The sequence below is a fragment of the Mucilaginibacter celer genome (genome assembly GCF_003576455.2).
Classification (GTDB): domain Bacteria; phylum Bacteroidota; class Bacteroidia; order Sphingobacteriales; family Sphingobacteriaceae; genus Mucilaginibacter; species Mucilaginibacter celer.
Map to the genome: position 1 here is coordinate 2,841,602 of NZ_CP032869.1, position 25,877 is coordinate 2,867,478.

Genomic DNA, 25,877 nt, shown 5'->3' on the forward strand with positions numbered 1-25,877 from the left:
TTTATTACATGATACGTGTAAGGCAGTTAAATGTTATTTCTTACCAAATAATGCTTTGTGAGCACCAGGGCCCTTTCGTTTCAATCCCATCCCAATTAAATACAAGTCTGGAATATGAAAACGCTTTTCTCTATTTTTGGGCGTAAATTTATATTCATAAAGAACCCCAATTTCTTCCAGGGTTTTCTTGATATCTGGTATTGGTATGCCAGATAAGTTGGTATTATCATTTACCAACTTATTTAACGCATCATCTAAAGCAGATTCTTCGGCGGGAAATTGTTGTCGATAGTTCTTTAAGTTATCAAAAATTGGTTTCAATTTTGGATATTCTTCTTTTATATCTTGAACACGGTGCTGAGATACCCTATCCATTGCTAATTCCATATTTTTAGGGCGAAGTAAATTTTCTCGCGTTTGCGAATCTTTATCCTCTATTTGGAGTGATGCAGCTTGGCTGAATAAATTCAATAAACTTCTAGGTTGAATGCGTGTTTTAGTATCGCTTATGTGATATAGTATCCAGTTGTAAGGAAATGCCTTATTATTACCGCCCATGTACTCTCCCAAAAGCTCACTCAAAAACTTTCTATTATCATTTTCTTGTAGTTCCGGTATAATACCTAAGCCAGTAAACGTTTCAGATTTTTCTTCGATATTGGATGTAATCCATAAAGGCAAGCTTTGACCTGATTGATAGAGCCTTTTCCAAACGATGTTTAACAGTTGATTATACTCCCAATTTATCTCAGATATGTGATTATTCAGTTTCACCTTATCTGTTAATTCAACTTCTCGCTCGAATATATCTTTCCTCATAAATATTTTTGCGCTTAATCTGGTTTGACGAGTTTGCAATGATCTCCAAACTTCCAATAACGCGCTCAATATTCTTCCTCTCAATCCTTTTTCATCAGTTATTAAAACATCTAAATAATCATAAATAACTGTTATAAATGTTTTGGTAGAATCTAATCGAACTGAGATCTTTTCTATTTGAGTGTCCAACATTAACGGATCAGCGGTTTTCGAATCATGTAAGAACATTGACCAATCGGTAATCCCAATTGACTTATCCCCACTAAATTCTTGATCTATGTATTTTATCAACAACAACTTCCAAAAGTTTTTGTAGGTCTGTGACTCTTCTTTTGCTAACTGTTCAAATGTTGTTTCATTGGGGTATCCTTGAACGCGATCTAGGCCTTTTACCCAAGTTGTTGCCTGCATCTCCGTGTCATTTGTTTCACAAAACTTTGCCAAATCCACAGCATAAGATTTGTGAGACAACACAGCATATAAGGCCGTTTTGCCCGCCCCCTTTTCTCCCAATATTAAATATTTGTTTTTGTCAAAAATGAAACGATAATCTTTACGGGGATAGAAATTTTTCATGAGATCATTATCGGTTTCAAATTCATACTCGCTAGCAGATGAACCCGTTGAAGAAATATTTTTAAGGCCCGTTAACAATTGTTTCGATTCTACAACTGTATTTACCTGTTTCACATCATCTGATATACTAGGGCGTGGTCCGACAATAAGGCGAGCAATTTCAGCATACACGTTCTTTCCATTGTTCTCATCCGCGAGAGCCTTCAACTTTTCTGCATTATTTAATAATACCGCCAGATTATTATGAGGTATTTCAATCGGATAATGTGCTGCTGTTTCGTCCGCAATATACGGTGTATTCTCGGGCTCATAGTATAAATCGGAAAACAGCGAGTAAGAGCGTTCTAAAAAATATTCCCTCTCCTCTTGAGCAAGCGGTGACGCAGGAACAGGTGAATTTATAATATAAAATTTCGAATTCTGTCTTTTTAATTTTGGAAGAATAGATTCTAAGCCGAACATATTTTGTCGATTCCCATAAAAAAACAAAAATGATTGGCTTGCATATCGCGTCAAGAAAATCCCTCCTAAATCATTCAACCCCGTACGTGTATCAATTAAAATAACGTCCGGCCTCAATTCATTTTGTATTCTATCCAATAAATTATCAATCGGCGAACGTTGATTGCTTAAAAATATTGAATTAATCTTTGAGAATTTGCTGAGATAATTATTCTCAGCATTTTCCACTAAGCATGCAGGAAAAATTAAAATTTCGCCGGCTTGTGTTCCAACGACGTCTTGTCGGCTAAGACTATAGTAATAATCATTCAAATCCAAATTAGTTGAATCAAAGTTGAACGCCATCAAATCAACCAAGTAATCGGTTACTCCTTTAAATTGTTCGATTTCAGGGAAATCGTTCGAAAACAAGGTAGCTAGCCCCGGGGCTTCTAAATCAAAATCTAGAAGAGCTACCTTTTTTCCTTGCCTAGCAAGTTGTAAACCGGTTAATGCTAGGGCTGTCGTGCGTCCCAAACCTCCTTTAAATGAATAAAAACTAACTATGGGAACTTTTGAATTGTAACGATTTATTAACTCCCAATTCTGTAGTCCAATGTGGCGATCTACATAATAGATGTTTTTTTCAATATTAATAGGAGGTAAATAATCTGGATGATTTAAATCTTTAAAAACAAAACCTCCAGCATTAATCAACTCAATCCGAGAAACGTGACCTTTGAGACGATTTTTCAAATTTGTGATAAGATCGCTACTATCTGGTTCAACTACATAAATTGAAAACTGTGTAAATATATCACACACCAAATAAACCGTTTCAGTAGTTACTAACTCGATAAGTGCCAACTTAATATTAAGTTTTATATCTTCAAAGCTTTTCATTTTGTCAAATGTGGCCATCAATGACCATTTTAGTTATCATTTCAAAACATTTTTCCTTTTCAACTTGAAAAGAGTTACTTAGAATCTCCCCCCATTCGCTTGCAGTGTCAAAATACCTTCCACCAGGAATCCAATTAGAAGAAATATTAGGACATTCTATATTGACATTCAAAAGATATGGTCTATAGGCAGCGGCAGTTGCACTGCTGGTCGCCGCATAAATAAGATCTACACTCAACCTTTGAAAATTATGCGAATAACTTCTAGGAGAGCCGGACACTATTCCAAATTGTAAAAAAATCTTAAAATAACATTCAGCCACGTAACCAGCGAGGTAACATGCATTGTGCCACTGGGAACTATCATGTAGAACTCTCGCACTATCTCTCATTCGCTCAGCTGCATTGAAAAAATTCTCTGCCATTAATCTAATATATAGCACTAAGGTATGATTAGAAAACGATGTAAGAAAATGTTCGTTGATATACTTTACTTTTCTATAAATAGTCGTTTTAAATTTAGGATACTCTAGAGTATAATACAACTCAACCTCTCGGTCTATAGAACGACATCTACTAACCCAACAATTAACATCCTCTACGTAGAAAATCATCACCACCCCCCCCCCAAAAAAAAACCCACCCGCAACCAGAACAGCTGCGGAGAAGAAAAGTAACCTAAGCCTCCATCAAATTGAAGCGAATTCTCAGCTATATTCCGCGCATTGTTAATACCCATAAGTAAGACGCACATCACCCAGCCTTACCCCCTCCTCCTCCTCAACTGGCTTAAAAAAACAGGTGTAATCCCCAGATAGGCCGCAATATGTTTCTGCGCGATCCGTGATTCCAACCGGGGGTATTGCTGCCTGAAATTAGCGAAGCGTTCTTCGGCTGTTTGGGATAAGGCCGAGGTAATACGGCGTTGGTATAGGTTAAAGCCGTTTTGGGTAAGGATGCGGAAAAAGCGTTCCAGCTTCGGGATTTCGAGGTAAAGTTTTTCGAGGGCGGCGTGGCTCAGGTAATGGAGCATTGAATCTTCAAGCGAGCCGATATTGTAAAAAGCGGGCGTTTGGTGCGAAAAGCTGTCGATATCCACAGCCCACCAGTTTTCGGGCTGAAAAAGGATGTTGTGTTCAAAACCATCCTCATCTATATAAAACATCCGCAGGCAGCCTTCATCAACAAAATAAATATTCCTGCAAATTTCGCCCGCCCTCAAAACCAACCTGTTTTTCTTTACCGCGAGTGTTTGCAGCGAGTTTTTAATGCGCGCCTGCTCATCGGCATTGAGTTGTATGTGGTAGGCGAAATTTGCAAAAATATGATCAAACATCATTCACTAAGATACAGGTAAAAAGCCTACAATCTCCACTATCCGGTGGTTTTCATCATATATCATGTAATCCCTTCCGGCGCGTTCGCCTACCCCGGGAATAATGATGCCCCAGCCGTAATAAGCATGCCCGTCAAAATATTCCGGTTCGGACTGCAGGGTGATAACGCGACCTGGCACCAACTGGTACGAGTTCATAATCAAATCAACCAGCGCGTCGATACCGCTAAATTGCGGGGTTTGTTTATCTGTGTACGTAATGTTAGGCTCACAACAAGCCAACAGTATTGCCTTAATGGCTTCGGGTGTTTTTTCGTTCCAGGCACTCACGTAAAGCCTGATGTTATCTGCTATGTTTTTCATATTACAAAGCAACGATACACGCGGCAGAAAAAAATTAAAGTAGTTTTATAAAAACAAATAGTCATCGCAAAACCGGTATGCCATAACTACTAAAAAACATCAAAGCCCGATACTTTCGTACCAGGCATTGATGTGCAAAACGGATGTCCTTTACTAACCATTTTTTTGGATGGTCTTAAACGCTTTCTCCTATCAATATTTGATGATAAAATAACCCGTTTTATGTTTCAACTCGCCTTTATCCCTATAATCCAACATATAGTAATAGGTACCTGCACGCTGCATTACACCTGTTTTGCTGGAGTGTCCGTCAAACACCTTATTGGCATTATCGTATCCCGATGCTTCGAATATGGTTGTACCGCTTAAATCAATCAGCACCACCTTATTGTCGGGGTAATTTTGGATATTTTCAATTTGTAATACATCATTTATACCATCTCCATTTGGCGACATTGCCTGTTTTACCGTCGGTTCGCCCGGCGCGTTATTGTTTACATAACTTAATGCCATTTTTTTGGTGACACCTGCGCTGTCGGCACTTACCACAATATTCAAAGTAGCTGTGCTGCTGCCGCCTGCATTATAGGCTGTTACGGTATATGCTGCCGACGGAGATATTGTGGTTGGCGTTCCGCTGATGGTACCTGTAGTAGAATCAAAACTTAAGCCGGCGGGTAATGCCTGGCTGATGGTATAACCGGTCAACACAATCTTGCGGATCACATCGTAGTCTTCATCAGCAACGTACAAATTACCTTGAGCATCTGCTGTGGCCGCAATTGGACTTCCAAAAGTAGCTGCAGTACCAATGCCGTTGGCATTTCCGTAAACTCCGCTGCCTGCAATTGTTCTAACCACCGTATCTGTACCTATTTTTCGTATTTTATGCGATGCCATTTCAACAACATATAAATTCCCGGTAGCATCTATCGATAACGCATCCGGACTTGCAAAACCTGCAAGTTTACCGGTCGCATCAGTTGATGTAATCGCACCACTTCCTGCATAGGTGGTTACAACGCCGGCCGATGTTATTTTCCGGATTAAATTACTTAACCTGTCTGTAACAAACACGTTGCCCTGTGCATCAACAGCTACCCCGGTTGGCTGCGAGAAAGTAGCTGCGGCACCTGTTCCGTTAAGCTTTCCTGATGCGCCGCTACCCGCTAACGTGGTAACTACCCCCGCCGACGTAATTTTCCTGATCATGTTATTAAGCGCGTCGGCCACGTATATATTGCCCTGTGCATCTGTGGCAAGCCCCTGAGGGCCGGCAAACTTAGCTGCTGTGCCTGTGCCGTTTGTATTTCCCTGGGTTGCGTAAGTGCCGGCCAGTGTGGTTACCACTCCTGCCGTTGTAATTTTCCGGATCAACTGATCGTCGGAAACATACAGGTTGCCGCTCAAATCAATTGCCAATCCAAAAGGACTGCGGAAAGTTGCCGCCGTGCCTGTGCCATCTGTAGACACCGCTGAACCAACTGTACCTGCAAAAGTGGATACCACGCCGGCTGGGGTGATCTTCCTGATCAGTTTATTGGTATTATCGGCCACAAACACGTTACCCTGGCTATCTGAAACAACCCCTATCGGGTTATTGAAGGTAGCGGATGTTCCGGCACCGTTGGTTGCGCCGGCCTGGCTTGCTACGCCTGCCAGCGTACTAACCGAACCATAATTTGTTGCAGGTACAGCACCGCCTGTGTTATTTGGCGTTAAAGGCGTTATTGCCGTATTTGTTTTAAAGCTTTGAACACCGCTATAACTGATAACAGGTGCAGCAAAAGCCGATACTGTTAAGCTAAGCGTAGCTTTGCTGCTCCCTCCGCCATTGTAACCTGTAATTGTGTAAACAGTGGCCGCCTTTGCAACCGTTGGTGTACCTGTAATGATGCCGGTACCTGTAGCAAAGGTTAAACCGGTAGGTAATGCCGCGTTTATGGTATACCCCGTAACATTTATTTTTCTGACTTCATTATTGTAGTAATCAGCAACATACAGGTTGCCTGTTCCGTCAAGGCTTAGGCCGCCGGGGTGGTTAAAGCTTGCGGCAGTACCGTTTCCGTCAACCGCTCCTGATGTTGTTTTACCGGCCAGCGTAGTTACTGTACCCGCGCTGTTAATTGCACGGATCATATTGTTATTGTAATCAGCAACATACACGTTACCGGTTCCGTCAACAGCTACGGCATACGGATTATAGAAACTTGCAGCTGTACCTGCGCCATTAACCGCGCCCGCTGTGCCAACGCCTGCAAAGGTTGTTACTACGCCGGCGGCGGTTATTTTGCGTATTTTATGATTATTTTGATCGGCCACATATAAATTACCGCTTAAATCAACGGCGATGCCGGTTGGATAATTAAAGCTGGCCGCAGTACCGGTGCCATTGGCCGATCCCTGTACGCCGCTGCCCGCAAAAGTGCTTACCACACCTGCCGGGGTTATTTTGCGGATCTGGTTGTTAAACAAATCCGTTACATACAAATTGCCATTACTGTCGATAGTGATATCGGTTGGTAAATTAAAGCTTGCTGCGGTTCCTGTCCCGTTAACAGCGCCCTGGCTACCGCTTCCCGCAAATGTAGTAACATCGCCTGTCGGTGTAATTTTGCGGATCAGGTTGTTGGATTGATCGGCTACGTAAACATTGCCCGATGCATCAACAGCCAAACCTGTTGGGTGACTAAAGCTTGCCGCGGTTCCATTACCATTTACGGCGCCCTGGCTTCCGCTGCCTGCAAGGGTAGTTACTACGCCGGCCGGCGTGATTTTACGGATCAGGTTATTTATCTGATCTGTTACATAAACGTTACCCGCCGCATCATTTGCCACATTTAAGGCTCCGTTAAACCTTGCCGCAGTTCCGGTACCATCTGCCGAACCGCTTGTGGTACTACCTGCAAATGTGGTTACCTTACCATAAATTGCATTCGGAATGGCACCACCGGTATTGGTTGGAGCCAGCGCCGCGATAGCCGTTCCAACAACATATACTTTCGGTCCGGCGTAGCTGATAACCGGAACCCCGGAACCTGCCGAAGGATCTTTAACAGCCAGAGTAAAGGTTGTTGCGCTGCTACCGCCGGCATTGTACGCCGTAACGGTATAGGTTGTAGTTGCGCTTACAACTGTTGGGGTACCGCTGATAATACCGGTAGTGGCATTAAATGATAACCCTGCCGGCAAAGCCGGACTAATAACATAACCAGTTTGCGTAACTTTTTGTATCAGATTTGAAAATCCGGCCACAAATAAATTTCCGGCTGCGTCAATTTTAAGTCCCGCGGGCCCGTTAAATGAAAGGGGCACTCCGTTACCATCTGATAGGGTGGTAATTTGGCCATCAGCTGTAATTTTATAAACTGAATTGCCATTCAAATCTGCTACATACAGGTTTCCGCCAGCATCTAATGTAAGTCCCATAGGCGTTATAAACTTTATCGCCCCATTTCCTGCTATAGTTGTCACAACTCCGGCCGGTGTAATTTTCCTGATCAATTTTGTTCCTGCGTCTGCAACGTATAAATTACCTGCGCCATCAATGGTTATTCCATCCGGGCCCGAGAAAGTGGCAGCCGTACCTGTTCCGTCAGTAGAGCCGGCCGCACCGCTACCAGCAAACGTTGTAACCACTGCCGACGGCGTTATTTTACGGATCAGGTTATTCGCCTGGTCGGCAACGTAAACATTTCCACTGTTATCAACCGCAACACCTACCGGCAGCTTAAAGCTTGCAGCCGTACCGGTACCATTTACAGCACCCTGTATGCCGCTTCCTGCCAGCGTGGTCACAACTCCTCCCGGGGTTATTTTCCTGATTATCTGGTTCTGCAAATCGGCAACATATAAATTATCACTTGCGTCTGCTGTTATACCTATAGGATATTTAAAGCTCGCTAACGCTCCGGTGCCATTTGTTGCCCCCTGCACATTTGCGTCGCCTGCGAACGTTGTTACAACACCTGTAGGCGTCACCTTTCGTATAATTGAATTTAGATAGTCGGCAACAAATAAGTTACCCGAACGATCAAATGTTAAACCGGTAGGATATTGAAAACTTGCAGCTGTACCGGTGCCATTTTGCGCCCCCGATGCTCCATTTCCCGCAAATACACTTACCTGAGCATAGTTAGTTGCAGGCACTGCACCACCGCTGTTTGCCGGCACCAATGAGCTTATTGCCGTACCACGCGTATAAGTTAGTGTGGCCGGATAGGTAATAGCAGGAGCCGCAACAGTCGGGCTTGTCACTGTTAATGTACCATTTACATAAGTAATAGCGTAGTTTGCACCAACTGCTCCACTAACCGTAATTGGGTAAGTGCCTGCTACCGATGAGGTGGTTGCGGTGGTAGTTATTGTCGGTTGTGTTGTTAAAACTGATGTAGTATCGCCATTTACAAAACCGGCATAGGTTACCGTCAGCACCGGATTGGCAGCACCTGCGGTTTTGGTTTTATTTACAGCAGTAATAGTCAACGCAGCTTTTCCAACTGTAAGGGTTTGGGTTAAGTTCGAAACCCCGTCGCTTGCTGTTATGGTTGATGTTCCTGCCCCGGTTGTATGGATCTTGCCGGATACTATTATTGCAACCGCTGTATTGCTGCTGGTATAGGTAACCGTACCGCTGCCACCGGTAGCTCCCGGATTGAAGTCGGCCGCACCATAGGTTACGGTCGGGATAGTTGTAAATTTCAATGGTTGTGTTACGGTGATACTGAGGTTTGCACTCCCCCCGCCAATTTTGTTATAGGCAGTGATCACATAGTTTGATGCAGCAGTACCGGCAGTAGGCGTACCGCTGATGGTACCGGTTTTACCATCCAGTTTTAAACCGGCCGGCAACGCAGGACTAACTGTATAGCCGGTTACCACAATTTTTCGCACAAGGCCGTTGCCGGTATCACCAACATAAACGTTCCCCAGCTTATCGGCAGTAACACCGTAAATATCCGAGAAGCTTGCAGAAGCACCAACGCCATTGGTTGGTGCACCGTCTTCATTTCCGTCTCCGGCTACAGTGGTGACAACGCCGGCCGGGGTTACCATTCGTACGAGGTCGCCATCGGCCACAAACAGATTTCCGGCTCTGTCAATGCCAATGCCTTCAAGGCCCCCAAAGCCCGCTGCTGTGCCAATGCCATCAACAACAGTACTATTGCCGTTACCCGCAAAGGTGCTCACCGTTCCTGCCGGAGTTATCTTCCTTATCAGCACCCCATCGGTAACAAACAGGTTCCCATAAGCATCAATGGCAATGCCAATCAGGTTGCTAAAGGTAGCTGTTGTTCTGTAACCATTAACCGCGCCCATCGCCCCGGTTCCGGCAAATGTTGTTACTACTCCCGCCGGGGTGATTTTTCTTATCATGTTGTTCCCTTCATCGGCCACGTATACGTTGCCGCTGGCATCTACTGCTGCGCCCTTTGGTGAAGAGAAGCTTGCCGCTGCACCTATGCCATTGGCAGCACCATCACTTCCGCTGCCGGCTAATGTGGTAACTACCCCTGCCGGTGTTATTTTGCGGATGAGATCACTGCCCGTTTCGGTAACATACAGGTTTCCTGATGCATCAATTGCAATACCCTTAGGATCGTTAAAGCTTGCTGCCGTACCTGTGCCATCTGCCGAGCCGGTTGCCCCGCTGCCAGCCAATGTTGAAACCACGCCGGCAGCGGTAATCTTGCGGATCAGCTGGTTGTTTTCTTCTGCCACGTAAACATTGCCTGATGCATCAGCCACAACACCACGTGGCTCGTTAAACACTGTTGCGCTCAGCGTACTTGTACCCGCATAGGTTATTGCCGGCACTACACCACCTGTATTTACCGGATTTAAAGCGGTGATTGCCGTACCAACTGGATATGTTTGCGGCCCGGCATAACTTATCGCCGGAGCCTGGTAGGTGTTTTGACCGCTGATAGCTATATTAATGTTTGCTGTGCTGCTACCTGCTGTATTGTAAGCGGTAACCGCATAATCTGTAGCATTGGCACCCGAGGCTGGTGTACCGCTGATGGTACCTGAGCCATTTATGGATAATCCTGGTGGCAAGGCCGGGCTAATACCGTAACCGGTAGCTACTATTTTCCTTACCTGGTTACCTGTTTCATCTGTTATAAATACGTTTCCAGATGCATCAACTGCTATACCAAACGGAAAATTGAAGCTTGCAGCCGTGCCTGTACCATTTGCAGTTCCCGGCGCGCCGCTTCCTGCTAAAGTGGTTACCACTCCCGAAGGGGTAATTTTTCTTACCAAACCATTGCTGCTATCTGCAACATAAACGTTTCCTAAGGCATCAACAGCAATAAAATTAGGGTTATTGAATGTAGCTGCAGCCCCGGTTCCGTTAGCAGCGCCAACGGCTCCGCTACCGGCTAATACCGTTTTTACACCCCCGCTTATTTTGAAGATCTGGTTGCTGAAATCAGATACATAAATATTGCCGCTTTTATCAACTGTTACACCAAAAGGCGAATTAAACGAATATGGTAAAGTGCTTACCACACCTGCCGGGGTGATTTTTCTGATGGTCGAGTACCCATCCGCCACATATAAATTGCCTGATCCGTCTATTGAGATCTGCTCCGGAAAATTGAAAGATGCTGCCGTTCCGGTTCCATCTGCGCTGCCGGATACCCCGCTGCCGGCAAAGGTTGTCACCACACCAGCAGTTGTTATCTTCCTGATTAAATAACTACCGGCATCCGTTACATACAGGTTACCGCTTGCGTCTGCAACAATGCCCGATGGCTGGCTAAAGCTTGCTGCTGTACCCGTTCCGTTTGTGCTTCCTTTAACCCCGCTGCCTGCAAAGGTGGTTACTACGCCGGCTGTTGTTATTTTCCTGATCAGGTTTGCCCCCGTTTCAGCAACGTAAGCGTTGCCTGATTTATCAAACGCAATTCCCCCCGGGTAATTTATACTGGCGGCTGTGCCGGTTCCGTTAACAGATCCGGCCGCACCGCTCCCGGCAAAAGTTGTAGTTAAACCATATATAGCGTTAGGCACCGCGCCACCTGTGTTAACAGGCGTTAAAGCAGTTATAGCCGTACCCGATGTATAACTTTGCGGACTTGTATAACTGATGCTTGGCGCAGCTAACGCGCTTACCGTTAAGGTTCCGGCTACAAAAGTAATGTTATAATTAGCCGCTACGGCTCCGCTTACGGTAATAGGGTAAGTACCGGCTGCCGATGCCGTGGTTGCCGTTGTGGTTATAGTGACCGGTGTAGTCAATACTGCCTCAGTTTCACCGTTTACAAAACCGGCATAGGTTACTGTTAAAGCAGGATTGGCCGCACCGCTTAGTTTGGTTTTATTAACTGCGGTGATAGTTAAGGCTGCCTTTCCAACTGTTAACGTTCCGTTGGTGTAAGTAAAGGTATAGTTGTTAGCTGCGGCTCCGCTTGCTGTTATTGGATAGGTACCTACTCCCGAAGTTGCGGTGCCTGTTGTAGTTATAACAGGCTGAGTTGTTAACGAAGTGGTGGTATCACCATTTACAAAACCGGTATATCTTGCAGTTAACAAAGGGTTAGCGGCACCGTAGGTTTTGGTTTGATTTAAGGCCATTACAGTTAACGCAACCGGGTTTACAGTTAACGTTTGCGTAAGGCTTGATGAACCGCTTGTAGCCGTTATGGTTGATGTTCCCGCTCCAACAATATGGATATTGCCCGATACGATTGTAGCTACCGCCGTATTACTGCTGGTATAGGTAATTGCCGAACTGCTGGTTGCGCCGGGACTGAAGTCGGCTGTGCCATAAGTTTTGGTTGGGATAGCAGCAAATGTTAACGGTGCGGCGGTCACAGTTAGTGTGCCTGCAACATACGTAATGTTATAATTGGCCGCTACAGCACCGCTCACTGTAATTGGATAAGTGCCGGCAGGCGAAGCTGTGGTAGCAGTTGTTGTTGCTTTAGCCTGCGTTGTTAATACTGTTGATGTTTCGCCATTTACAAACCCCGTATAAGTTAAGGTCAATGTCGGGTTAGCGGCACCAACTGTTTTGGTTTTATTAGCAGCAGTAATTGTTAGGCTTGCCTTGCCAACTGTTAATGTACCTGCTGTATAGCTAATAGTATAATTGGCCGCAACTGCCCCGCTTGCCGTTATTGGATATGAGCCAATAACTGATGAAGTAGTGGCAGTTGTTGATAGTGTTGGTTGTGTTGTGAGTACCGCCTGCGTTTCGCCGTTTACAAAACCTGTGTAGGTTGCAACTAATGCAGGGTTAGCAGCTCCGTATGTTTTGGTTTGATTTGAGGCTGCTATTGTTAAGGCAGCCGGATTCACCGTTAAGGTTTGTGTTAAGCTTGATGATCCGCTTGTAGCTGTTATGGTTGATGTACCGGCCCCAACAACATGGATATTACCCGATACGATGGTTGCTACCGAGGTATTGCTGCTGGTATAGGTAATTGCCGAACCGCTTGTTGCGCCCGGGCTAAAATCAGCCGCACCATAGGTTTGGGCTGGAATAGCCGCGAATGTTAAAGGCGACGCTGTAACTGTTAATGTACCCGCAACGTAAGTAATACTGTAATTGGCGGCTGCGGCACCGCTCACAGTTATCGGATAGCTACCAACCGCGGATGATGTAGTGGCTGTGGTTGCCAGCGTAGGCTTTGTAGTTAACACTGCCGATGTTTCGCTGTTTACAAAACCGCTGTAGCTTGCTGTTAATGTTGGATTGGCAGCACCCGCTATTTTGGTTTGATTTACAGCCGTAATAGTTAATGTCGCCGCGTTTACCGTTAAGGTTTGCGCTAAGCTTGATGAACCGCTTGTAGCTGTTATGGTTGATGTACCTTTACCAACAATATGAATATTGCCCGATACGATAGTTGCTACCGCGGTGTTGCTACTTGTATAAGTAATTGCTGAGCCGCTGGTTGCACCCGCGTTAAAATCGGCCGCGCCATAGGTTTTAGCCGGAATAGCGGCGAATGCCAACGGTGCCGAAGTAACAGTTAATGTACCTGCAACATACGAGATGCTGTAATTGGCAGCGGCTGCTCCGCTCACCGTGATCGGATAATTACCTGCTATTGAAGTTGTAGTAGCTGTAGTTGTTACCGTTGGCTGCGTAGTGAGTACTGCCTGGGTATCGCCATTTACAAAACCCGAATAACTTAAAGTCAATACAGGGTTGGCATCTCCCGCTGCTTTAATTTGATTGTTAGCAGTTATGGTTAACACAGCCGGACTTACAGACAAAGTTTGCGATGAAGTAGACGTGCCGTTATTTGCCGTTATGGTTGATGTACCGGCACCAACTATATGCACATTTCCTGATACTATAGTTGCAACGGCCGTATTGCTGCTGCTATAACTTATTGATGCTGTACTTGCAGCCCCTGGCGCAAAATCAGTGGCGCCATAGGTTTTAGCAGGTATCGGGTTAAAGGTTAGCGTTACCGGCGTAATAGTGAGCGTACCTTGTTTATAAGTAATGTTATAATTGTTGGATGTGGCTCCGCTCAAAGTAATAGGATAAGTTCCAACGGCCGAAGTTGTAGTAGCAGTTGTGCTTAAAACAGGCGGCGTTAATAAATTTGCAGCGTTATCAGCATTTACGAAACCGGCGTAACTTGCTGTAAGTGTTGGATTAGCAGTACCGTATGTTTTGGTTTGATTATCGGCAGTGATCACCAATCCTGCTTTACTTATCGTTAAAACTCCCGAAGTATAACTAACCGTATAATTTGCTGATACTCCTCCCGAAACATTAATAGAATAAGTGCCCACGCCCGAGCTTGTTAAAGCGCCGGTGCTTGCAGTAGGCAGCGTGGTAAATGCCGCTTGCGTATCACCATTTACAAAGCCCGAATAAGTAAGCGTAAGCGCAGGGTTAGCGGCGCCGTATGTTTTGGTTTGATTGTTAGCGGTAACACTCAACACAACAGGGTTTACTGTTAAAGTACCTGCTTTATAAGTTATGGTATAATTAGCTGCAACCGCGCCTGATGCAGTAATAGGATAATTACCCGCGGCCGAAGCAGTGGTAGCGGTTGTGCTTACTGTTGGCTGTGTAGTTAAAACTGCCTGGGTATCGCCATTTACAAAACCGGCATAAGTAACTGTAAGGGTTGGATTAGCAGAACCATAGCTTTTTGACTGGTTTGAAGCCGTAATGGTAAGCGCCGCCGCGTTTACAGTAAGCGGTACTACAACCGGAGTTGCGGCATCAAAATTAGCACCCGCCGCCTGCGAGGCTGTGATGTTGGTGGTTCCGAGGCCTACAATATGAATGTTGCCCGATGCGCTGATGGTTGCGACAGCGGTGTTGCTGCTGGTATAAGTTACAGGTATGGTTGAATTGGTACTTGTAGCGCCCGGTGCAAAATCTGCCGTACCATAAGTAGTAGCAGCAATTGGGTTGAAAGTAATCACCTGGGCGGCATTCCGTGTTATAGTAACGGTATAGGTTAAAACAGTTGCCTTGTCCTGCGCTGTAACTACGGTAGTTATAGTATTGTCACCAACGTTAAGCGGGATAGCAGCTGATGTAGCGCCACTTTGCACTGTATTTCCATTAACAGTTAATGTAGCATTGGCACTTGCTGTTACCGGCACAACGGTAATTGATGATACTGTGTTGCTAACCGTAGCCGTATAGCTGTTAGTGAGCGAAGCAAAAGCTGGGCTTAAAGTACCTGCACTAATGCCTAAGCTACTTAATTTCGCGTTTGAAGATGGCGTATACGTTAATCCAACTGTTTTGGTAGCAAGCGCACTGGTAAACAAACCATCATTAGCTGTAAAACTTATTGTACGGCTGGCTACATTAGGCGCAACATTGTTTGAGTTATTATAGGTAACAGATTGCAAAGCTGCCTGCCATTGTGCCAACGTTGCTGTTGATGAGGCCGAGGTTAAAGATAAAACACCTGTAGTTGCGTTATATGTTCCTGCAATATTACCCATTGTAGCCGCATTTGGCGTAAACGCAAGCACATCCTGGCCGGCAACAAAATTACCGGTTACTGAAACGTTTGCATTTGCCAATACAGTTTTACTTAAATCTGTAACTGTAATACCACCATCTATAACAACGGGCACAGGCGTCACATCACCCATCGAAGCAAAAGTCGTTACCGGCGCGGTGGTGGTTACTACCGGTGGATAGATTACCGTGATGGTTAAATTTGCCGTACCCGTACCGGCACTGTTATTACCTTTTATGGTATAAGTTGTTGCTGGTGAAGCCGCTGTTGGGGTACCCGAAATAATACCCGTTGTACCGGCAAAATTCAGGCCCGAAGAAAGAGGCGCGCTATTGGTATAACCGTTAATACTTATCTCTCTGATGATGTTTCCGCCGTCAACCACGTATAGGTTACCCGAGTTATCTACTGTAAGATTAGAAGGATCTGCAAAGCTTGCTGCCTGGCCTATGCCATCAATTTGTGTTTGGTTACCATCGCCTGCTATGGTTGTAACAACACCGGCCGGCGTTATTTTACGGATGAGGCTGTTACCTTCATCTGCAACATAAATATTGCCGCCTGCATCTACTGTGATACCACCTGGATTATTAAAACGTGCTGCCGAACCTGAACCATCAGCAAAACCGGCATTTCCGTTACCTGCAAGTGTAGTTACTACCCCTGCAGTGGTGATTTTTCTGATGGCATTATTACCGGCATCAGTTACGTACAAGTTGCCCAACGCATCAGCCGCTATTCCCCTTATCGAACCAAAACCTGCGGCAGTACCTGTACCATTAGTAAAGCCGCCGGAAGTGTTACCTGCAAAAGTTGATACCACTCCGGCCGATGTGATCTTTCTGATTAAAAGATTACTATAATCAACCACATATAAGTTACCGGATTTGTCTGCGGTAATAACTGTAGGGTTAGCAAAACCAGCTACAGTAGCCGAGCCATTTACCACACCATAATTGCCATTGCCTGCAAAAGTACTCACAACCCCTGCCGGAGTAATTTTGCGGATTACCTGGTTGTTTTGATCGGTAACGTAAACATTGCTGCTTTTATCAACAGCAATACCTGTCATATAACCGAAGCTTGCGGCTGTGCCTGTTCCGTTTACCAATCCCTGGTTACCGCTGCCTGCAAGGGTTGTAACAAAACCTGCAGGGGTTATCCGCTTAACGGTGTAAGCCCCTGCATCTGCTATATAAACATTTCCATAAATATCGGTTGCTGTACCATTAATGGCATTGAAACTGGCGTTAACACCAATACCATCAACGCTGCCGCCCGGGCCACCTCCGGCAAACGGACCTGTAATCCCATAAATAGAAGGAGGCACAGCACCGCCGGTATTTGCCGGAGCAAGCGGAGTTATCGGGATCCCGACAGCGTAAGTTTGCGGAGTGGCATAGCTGATAACAGGTGCAGTTGGCGTAGCGGGCGCTACTGCTGTACCGGTTACTGCTATACTTACGGTAGCAGTACTACTTCCACCGGTATTGTAAGCGGTAACGGTATAGCTTTTTGCAGCCACGGCGGTAAGCGGAGTACCCACTATCGAACCTGTTGTACCATCAAAAGTTAAACCTGCGGGTAAAGCCCCACCTGTAAGCGTATAACCGTTTAGTGAAATTTTGCGAAGGGTATTGTTGTAATCTGTTACGTATAAATTACCAGAGCCATCAATAGCTAAAGCCTGCGGGTAATAGAAACTTGATGTTACCCCTATCCCATTGATAGCCCCGGTTGAACCGTTACCGGCAAGCGTAGTTACAACACCGGCCGGAGTTATTTTTCTGATCAATGAATTATACTGGTCGGCTACATAGATATTACCAACTGCATCTATCGTCAAACCGGCAGGGCTGCTGAATTTGGCCGCCGTTCCTGTACCATTTGTTGCGCCCGCATTTCCCGCGCTGCCCGCCAGGGTAGTTACAACACCTGCAGGAGTAATTTTCCTGATTGCCTGGTTTGTCTGATCACTTACATATAAATTTCCTGATGCATCTATCGTTATACCAGCCGGCGTATTAAAGCTTGCCGCCGCACCCGCGCCGTTTGCAAAAGCGGCGTTTGAGCTACCTGCAAGGGTACTCACAATACCCGAAGCGCTGATTTTACGGATCAGGTTGTTGCCGGCATCAGTTACATAAACATTTCCATAAGCATCCACCGCTACCCCCTGGGGCGCGTTGAAACCGGCTAAGGTACCCGGGCCGTCATTACGTCCGGGAGCAACGCTGCCTGCAAGTGTAGTTACAACACCGGCCGGGGTTATCTTCCTGATCATATTATTATTGGCATCGGCTACGTAAATATTGCCCGCTGCATCGATAGCCATACCCTGCGGATTATTAAAGCTGGCCGCAGTACCGGTATCATTGATGAAACCGGCATTGCCATTGCCTGCCAATACGCTGGTTATTCCAGCAGATGTAACTTTAACAATCTGGTTATTGACATTATAATATACGTTACCCAAAGCATCGGTAATTAAACCATGTGAATAGTTTGAACCTGTTACAAAATTGCTGGTTTGTCCGTATATCATGGCAGGTACAGCCCCTCCCGTATTGGATGGGCTTAGTGTGCTGATGCTAACACCAGCCGCATAACTTTGTGGTGTAGCGTAAGTGATAACCGGTGCATTAACAGGATTTACCGGCGGTGTTATGGTACCTGTTACTGTTATGTTTACCGTGGTAGTACTGCTTCCGCCCATATTATAGGCAGTAACGGAATAGTTTGCTGCTGCCGACGCCAATACAGGAGTACCGGTGATAGCTCCGGTTGTACCATCAAAGTTCAAACCTGCCGGTAATGTACCGGTTAACGTGTAGCCATTTAATGAAATTTTACGAACAAGATTGTTATTATCCGTTTCGTACAAATTACCGGAACCATCAATGGCCAAAGCCAATGGGTAGTAGAAACTTGATGTTACCCCTACCCCATTGGTCGCGCCCGTAGTGCCGTTGCCTGCAAGTGTGCTTACAACACCGGCCGGGGTGATTTTCCTGATCAGTGAATTATACTGGTCGGCTACGTAGATATTACCTACCGCATCTATAGTCAAACCGGCCGGGCTGCTGAATGTAGCTGCCGCACCTGTGCCGTTTGTAGCGCCTGAATTTCCTGCATTGCCCGCCAAAGTAGTTACAACGCCAGAAGGAGTGATTTTCCTGATTACCTGGTTGGCCTGATCGCTCACATATAAATTGCCGGACGCGTCTATCGTTATACCGTATGGGGTATTGAAGCTTGCAGCCGTACCAGTGCCGTTGGCATAGCCCGCCGAGTTGCCGGCAAGCGTGCTTACAACACCCGAAGCACTGATCTTGCGGATCAGGTTATTTCCTGCGTCTGTAACATAAACATTGCCGTAAACATCCACCGCTACTCCCTGAGGTGCGTTGAAACCGGCTAATGCGCCCGGGCCATCACTACGCCCGGCGGTAACACTGCCGGCAAGTGTACTCACAACACCGCCTGGGGTGATCTTTCTGATCATGTTGTTATTGCCGTCGGCTACATAAATATTACCTGCCGCATCTATGGCCATTCCCTGCGGATTGTTAAAACTGGCCGCGGTACCGGTATCATTGATAAAGCCCGCGTTACCGTTACCGGCTATTACATTGGTTATCCCGGCAGGTGTAGCCTTAATAATTTGATTGTTGGCAGTAAAATATACGTTGCCCGAAGCATCGGTAATTAAACCATGCGAATAGTAAGAACCATTTACAAAATTGCTGGTTTGCCCATATATCATGGCAGGTACAGCACCGCCCGTATTGGATGGGCTCAATGTGCTGATGCCGGTACCCGCTGTATAGCTTTGCGGCGTTGTATAACTGATAACCGGTGCCTGAACGGGGTTTGCCGGCGGTGTTATGCTGCCGGTAACAGCTATGTTAACAATAGCGGTGCTGCTTCCGCCGGCATTGTAAGCCGTAACAGAATAATTTGCCGCAGCCGATGCCAGTACCGGTGTACCACTGATTGCTCCTGTGGTGCCATCAAAAGTTAAACCGGCAGGCAGGGTACCTGTTAGTATGTATCCGTTTAACGAAATTTTGCGAAGGGTGTTGTTATAGTCTGTTTCGTACAGGTTGCCTGAGCCGTCGATAGCCAGGGCCAGCGGGTAGTAGAAACTTGCGGTGAGGCCTACCCCATCGGTTGCTGAAGTAGTACCATTACCGGCAAGCGTGGTTACAACACCCGCAGAGCTAACTTTCCTGATTAGGGAGTTATACTGGTCGGCTACGTAAATATTACCTATGGCATCTATAGCAAGACCTGCAGGGCTATTAAAACTTGCAGCTGCACCGGTGCCATCCTGCACTCCTCCAACACCGGCAGTACCCGCTAAAGTGGTTACAACGCCGGCCGCCGTTATTTTACGGATTACCCCATTATTTTGATCGCTTACATATAAATTCCCCGATGCATCTGTTGTTATGCCATACGGGTTGCTGAAAGTTGCCGCTGCGCCTGTACCATCCGCATACCCCCCATTAACATTACCGGCCAGCGTACTTACCACACCTGCTGCGGTAATTTTACGGATCATATTATTGGAACCATCGGTTACATAAATATTACCCGATGCATCTATCGTTAGTTGCTGCGGATTGTAGAACGTGGCTACGGTAGCGGCTCCGTTTTTGGCACCGGTTACTCCGGCCACACCCGCAAAGTTGGTAACGACACCTGTAGGGCCGATTTTTCTTATTAATTGATTACCATTATCTACTACATATAAATTGCCGGAAGCATCGAAGCAAAGGCCCTGCGGTCCGTTGAAACTTGCTGCGCTGCCTTTACCATTAGTTGCCCCGGCGTTTTCATTCCCTGCAAAAGTTGAAACAACCCCGGTTTGGGTAACTTTTAATATTTTATTTTGATAAGATATGTATGCATTGCCAGCTTTATCAAAAGCAATTCCCCTGGAATAATAGCCTATATTGGCGAATGTTGTAACCTGGGCGTAAATAGCTGCCGGTACCGCGCCACCTGCATTTGCCGGACTTAAAGTACTGATAACAGTACCTACCGGGTAACTTTTTGGAGTGGCGTATGAAATTTGCGGCGCGGCCACAGCAGGTGTTGTAACTGCGGTACCCGTAACTGTAATACTCACGGTAGCTGTGCTGCTTCCGCCACCATTATAAGCCGTAATACTGTAGGTTGTAGCAGCAAGCGGAGTTGTTGGTTTGCCGCTGATAATACCCGTGGTGCCATCAAGCGTTAATCCGGCAGGCAAGGCATTATCGGTAGTGTATCCTGTAGCGGCAATTTTACGAATTGCGTTGTTGTAACGGTCGGCCACATAAATATTACCTAAATAATCGGCGGCAATCCCCCATGGACCGCTAAAAGATGCAGAGCTGCCATTACCGTTAATAAATCCGGCTGCAACTCCGTTGCCGTTAACACCCCCGGCAGCATTGTTACCTGCTAATGTACTTACCACACCGGTTTTTGTAATTTTCCTGATCAGGTTATTGCTCGCATCGGCAACATATAAATTGCCTGCCTTGTCTACCGTTAATCCTGCCGGGTTGCTGAAACTTGCTGCTGCGCCTGTACCATCGGTATAGCCATAGTTTCCGGCAGTACCGGCAAAAGTTGTTACTACACCTGCCGCTGTTATCTTCCTGATTATATTATTGCTAAAATCAGAAACGTATACAGTACCGCCGGCATCAACCGCGATGCCGTTAGGAGTATAAAACATGGCTGCTGTTCCGGTACCATCAGCATATCCGGCACTACCTACGCTGCCTGCAAGCGTTGACACTATTCCTGCTGAAGTAATTTTTCTGATGATCTGGTTACCCTGGTCGCTTACATATAAGTTTTTTGAAGCATCTACAGCCAGGTTACCGGGATTATTAAACATAGCACTGGTTCCGGCCCCATCAGCGTAACCAGGTGAACCCGCAACTCCGGCAACGGTAGTTACTACACCTGCCGGCGTTATTTTTCTGATAACATGATTATTATAATCGGCTACGTAAACATTGGCTGAAGCATCAACCGCGAGGCCCGCCGGGCCATTAAAGCTTGCCGCTGCACCGGTACCATCTGCATAACCGGCCGAACCACTTCCAGCCAACGTAGTCACCACACCGCCAGAACTTATCTTTCTGACAATATTATTATTATAATCTGCTACGTAAACATTTCCGTATAAATCGGCCGCAGTGTTTGTTGGCTGATTAAAAGTAGCTGCGGTAGCAGCACCATCAGTAATTCCGGGCACACCGGTACCTGCATAAGTACTTGTTTGTCCAAATAAGGCCGCAGGTACTGCACCACCGGTATTTGAAGGCGATAACGCGCTTATTGCAGTACCGGCGGTGTAGGTTTGCGGACCGGCATAAGTAATAACCGGAGCACTGATAGCTGCAGGAGCTGTTAAATTACCAGTAGCTGCAATACTTACCGTTGCAGTACTGCTGCCTCCTGTATTGTAAGCAGTAATGCTATAGCTGGCTGCTGTTTTGGCAAGCAGCGGTGTGCCGCTTATTATGCCGGTTGTACCATCGAATGTTAAACCTGCTGGTAAAGCAGTGCTGCCTATTGCATAACCTACAGCCGAAACTTTACGGATATTGCTACCGTCGGCAACATATAGCATCCCTGATGCATCAATAGCTATTCCCTCCGGATTGCCAAAGCGGGCTGCCAGACCAATGCCGTCGCTTGTTACGCCCGTTCCGCTTCCGGCAAGTGTGGTTACAACACCGGCAGAGGTAATTTTACGGATGAGGTAGTTGTATTGATCAGCTACATAGATGTTGCCAATAGCATCGATAGCTATGCTTTGCGGGTTATAAAAACTCGCCGCCGTACCGGTTCCGTTTGCGGATCCGCTTGTAGTAGGGTTACCGGCAAATGTGGTTACAACGCCGGCCGGAGTAATTTTACGGATAATATTATTTGATACGTCGGCTACGTAAAGGTTGCATAAGCCATCAACCGCCAGGCTGGCCGGCACGTTGAAGCTTGCAGCATTGCCGGTGCCATCAGCGTATCCGGCCGATCCGCTGCCGGCAAGTGTGGTTACTATTCCGGCAGGACTGATTTTACGGATAAGTCCGCTGCCCGAATCCGATACGTATACATTACCGAATCTGTCAACCGCGATACCTGCCGGGCTGTTAAAGCTTGCCGCTGCGCCTGTACCATCATTTCTGCCAGATATGCCGCTGCCGGCAAATGTGCTTACTACGCCGGCCGGGGTAATTTTACGGATAACGTTATTGCCAAGATCGGCCAGGTAAATATTACCCGCGGCATCCATTCCCATACGCTGAGGATTGTTGAAACTTGCGGCGGTGCCGGTTCCATTTACCAAACCAGGCGTGCCGCTACCCGCAAAAATGCTGCTTACACCGGCAGGCGTAACCTTACGGATAACATTGATACCCGCATCCGAGTAATATACGTTGCCCGCGGCATCACTTATTATCCCCCAGGCATTTCCAAAACCGGTAGCCAGGGTAGTGGTTTGTCCGTATGAAAATGCCGGAACTACTCCGCCGGTATTTGCAGGTGCCAGGTTGCTGATGGTTGTACCGGCTGTATAGCTTTGAGGCCCTGTGTAGCTTATTACAGGTGCTTTTACAGGCGCGGCAGGTGCGGTTAAGGCACCGGTTACCGTAATACTTACAGCGGCTGTACTGCTTCCCCCTAAATTATATGCCGAAATACTATAAGATGAGGCTGCTTTTGCCAAAAGCGGTGTACCGCTGATAACACCTGTGGTATTATCAAATGTTAATCCGGCAGGTAAAACTGAATTAATTGCATAACCTGTTGTGGTTATTTTGCGGATAGTGCCGCCATCGGCAACATATAAATTCCCGGCAGCATCAATTGTAATTCCTTCGGGATTGCTGATACCGGCAGCCGTGCCTGTACCATCATTTGATCCGTAACCGCCTCCGGCAACTGTGCTCACTACACCGGCAGGCGTTACTTTACGGATTAAATGATTATACATATCGGCAACATATAAATTACCTATAGCATCAATTGCCACACTCTCCGGGTTGTAAAAACTTGCGTTGCTACCGGTGCCATTTACAGCCCCTATATTTGGCGAACCGGCCAGCGTGGTTACAACACCGGCAGGAGTGATTTTACGGATTGAATTATTATTTACATCAACTACATAAAGGTTACATAAAGCATCTGCGGCCATCCCTGCAGGATTATAAAAACTCGCTGCCGAACCGGTGCCATCAGCATATCCCGGCGAGCCGCTGCCTGCAAGCGTAGTAACAATACCTGATGCGCTGATTTTACGAATAAGGTGAGTGATGTTATCGGCAACGTAAATATTTCCAAACAAATCGATGGCTATACCGGCCGGGCCGTTAAAGCTTGCTGTTGCAGCGGTGCCATCGCTGCGGCCTGCTTTGCCATTACCTGCAAAGGTAGTTACAACACCAGCCGGAGTAATTTTACGGATAAGATTATTACCCATATCCGCAACATAAATATTGCCGGCGGCGTCTAAAGCCATCCGCTGCGGATTATTGAAACTGGCCGCAGTACCGGTACCATTTGTTTTGCCGGCGCTGCCACTACCTGCAAATATGCTTTTGATACCCGCCGGAGATACCTTGCGGATAACATTATAGCTGGCATCGGCATAATAAATATTACCTGCTGCATCAGCCACTACACTGTATGAATCGCCAAAGCCTGTTGCGAGCGTAGTGGTTTGGCCATATGGGTTTGCCGGGACAACTCCGCCTGTATTGGTAGGCGTTAAAGCATTTACAGCCGTACCAACCGTATAACTTTGCGCACCGCCATAAGTTATTACCGGAGCTTTTACAGCGGGCGTTGGTGTTTGCAGGCTACCGGTAACCGTGATATTAACAGTTGCCGTACCGTTACCGGCCGCATTATAACCTGTAATTAAGTAATTACCGGCAGCTTTTGCCAGTAATGGCGTTCCGCTTATTGTGCCGGTGGTAACATCGAAGTTTAAACCAGCCGGTAAGGCAGGATTAACAGTATAGCCGGTTAACGACAGTTTACGGATATCATAGTACTCAGTAATATAAAGTGATCCCGACTGATCTATGGTGATACCGGTTGGGCTTTGGAAACCTGCTGTTGCGCCAATGCCGTCGGTACTTCCCGAACCTCCGCCGGCAAGAGTGCTTACAACACCCGCCGGAGTGATCATCCTTATTAAATTGTTATAAACCTCGGCCACGTAAAGATTTCCGGACAAATCAATAGTGATCCCCTGCGGGCCGTTGAATGAGGCCGCCATACCGTTGCCATTTATTGAACCGGGGTTTACAGGGTTACCCGCCAGCGTGGTAACTACACCCGCAGCAGTTATCTTCCTGATCACATTGTTCCCGGCATCGGCAACATACAGGTTGCCTGCGGCATCAACGGTAATCCCTACCGGATTGAGAAAACTTGCAGCAGTTCCTGTTCCGTCTTTATATCCGCCGGATACATTGCCTGCCAGAGTGCTTACCACACCCGCAGAAGTGATTTTCCTGATCAGGTTGTTGTAAGTATCAGATACATACACATTCCCGCTATTATCCACAGCAATACCAGCCGGACTGTAAAATTTAGCTGCAGCGCCCGTACCGTTGGTAGCCCCTGCTGTACCGCTGCCTGCCAGTGTTGTTACCACACCGTAAGGGCTTATTTTCCGGATAGCGTTATTACCCGTTTCTGTTACATATAAATTGCCGGATGCATCAATTGCCAGGCCAACCGGACCGCTAAAGCTTGCAGCCGAACCGGTACCATTTACAAAACCTGCGGTTCCGTTACCTGCAAACCGGGTAATAACACCTGTAGGGCTAATCTTTTTAATAAGGTTATTGTTTACATCTGCTATATAAATGTTTCGTGCCGAATCTGTAACAATACCCAAATTGGTACTGAAACCAGTAACCAATGTTGATGTTTGCCCATAAAAGGCCGGCGCTACAATACCGCCCGTACTTACCGGCTTAAGCGTGCCAATATCAGTGCCTACGGTATAATTTTGCGGGCTGGCATAAGTAAAAACGGGGGGTGTTTGGGTTTGGGCCTGTACAAAAACAGTTGCAAAACAGCTGATAGCAAACAGCGACGTAACAGCTTGTAAAAGTTTCCTCATAATAAGATCCGGTTTAATGAATATGTATTAAATGAAATCTCTTCTTATGCAAAAAATCAAAATCGCAACAAGAAAAAATTTCAATAACTTACCTGAAACAGTGTGCTGAATAACTTGAGAGAAACATATTACACTTTAATTTAATTAACTGAAAGTCAATAAATTAAAGCCAAACAAATCAGCTCAAAATGCCTTTTTGTAACAGGTGTGTTAAAGTAGATATTAACCGTTTCAGTTTATATTTGAATGAGTAAACTGCCGCTATCGGGGGATGAACGGTAAAAATATTTAGCGGGGAAAATTGAAAAGAAAAGGTTTTTATG

General features: G+C 46.2%; 5 protein-coding genes. All 5 read right to left on the bottom strand.

Annotated elements, in window-relative coordinates:
• Positions 1 to 33 precede the first annotated feature (33 nt).
• Positions 34 to 2,757, bottom strand: a complete 2,724-nt coding sequence (locus HYN43_RS11220) for a P-loop ATPase, Sll1717 family (RefSeq protein WP_119409433.1) — start codon at positions 2,755 to 2,757, stop codon at positions 34 to 36.
• On the bottom strand, positions 2,744 to 3,163 hold the full coding sequence (locus HYN43_RS11225) for a HEPN domain-containing protein (RefSeq protein ID WP_162996423.1): 420 nt from the start codon (positions 3,161 to 3,163) through the stop codon (positions 2,744 to 2,746). The genes HYN43_RS11220 and HYN43_RS11225 overlap by 14 nt, the downstream gene beginning before the upstream one ends.
• Positions 3,164 to 3,501: 338 nt before the next feature.
• Entirely contained in the window at positions 3,502 to 4,077 is a 576-nt protein-coding gene (locus HYN43_RS11230; RefSeq protein WP_245447253.1) for a Crp/Fnr family transcriptional regulator, read from the bottom strand.
• A gap of 3 nt (positions 4,078 to 4,080) precedes the next feature.
• Positions 4,081 to 4,437: a hypothetical protein gene (locus HYN43_RS11235; protein WP_119409436.1), complete on the bottom strand. Its 357-nt coding sequence runs from the start codon at positions 4,435 to 4,437 to the stop codon at positions 4,081 to 4,083.
• A gap of 192 nt (positions 4,438 to 4,629) precedes the next feature.
• On the bottom strand, positions 4,630 to 25,554 hold the full coding sequence (locus HYN43_RS11240; RefSeq protein ID WP_119409437.1) for an MBG domain-containing protein: 20,925 nt from the start codon (positions 25,552 to 25,554) through the stop codon (positions 4,630 to 4,632).
• Between the last annotated feature and the right edge of the window lie 323 nt (positions 25,555 to 25,877).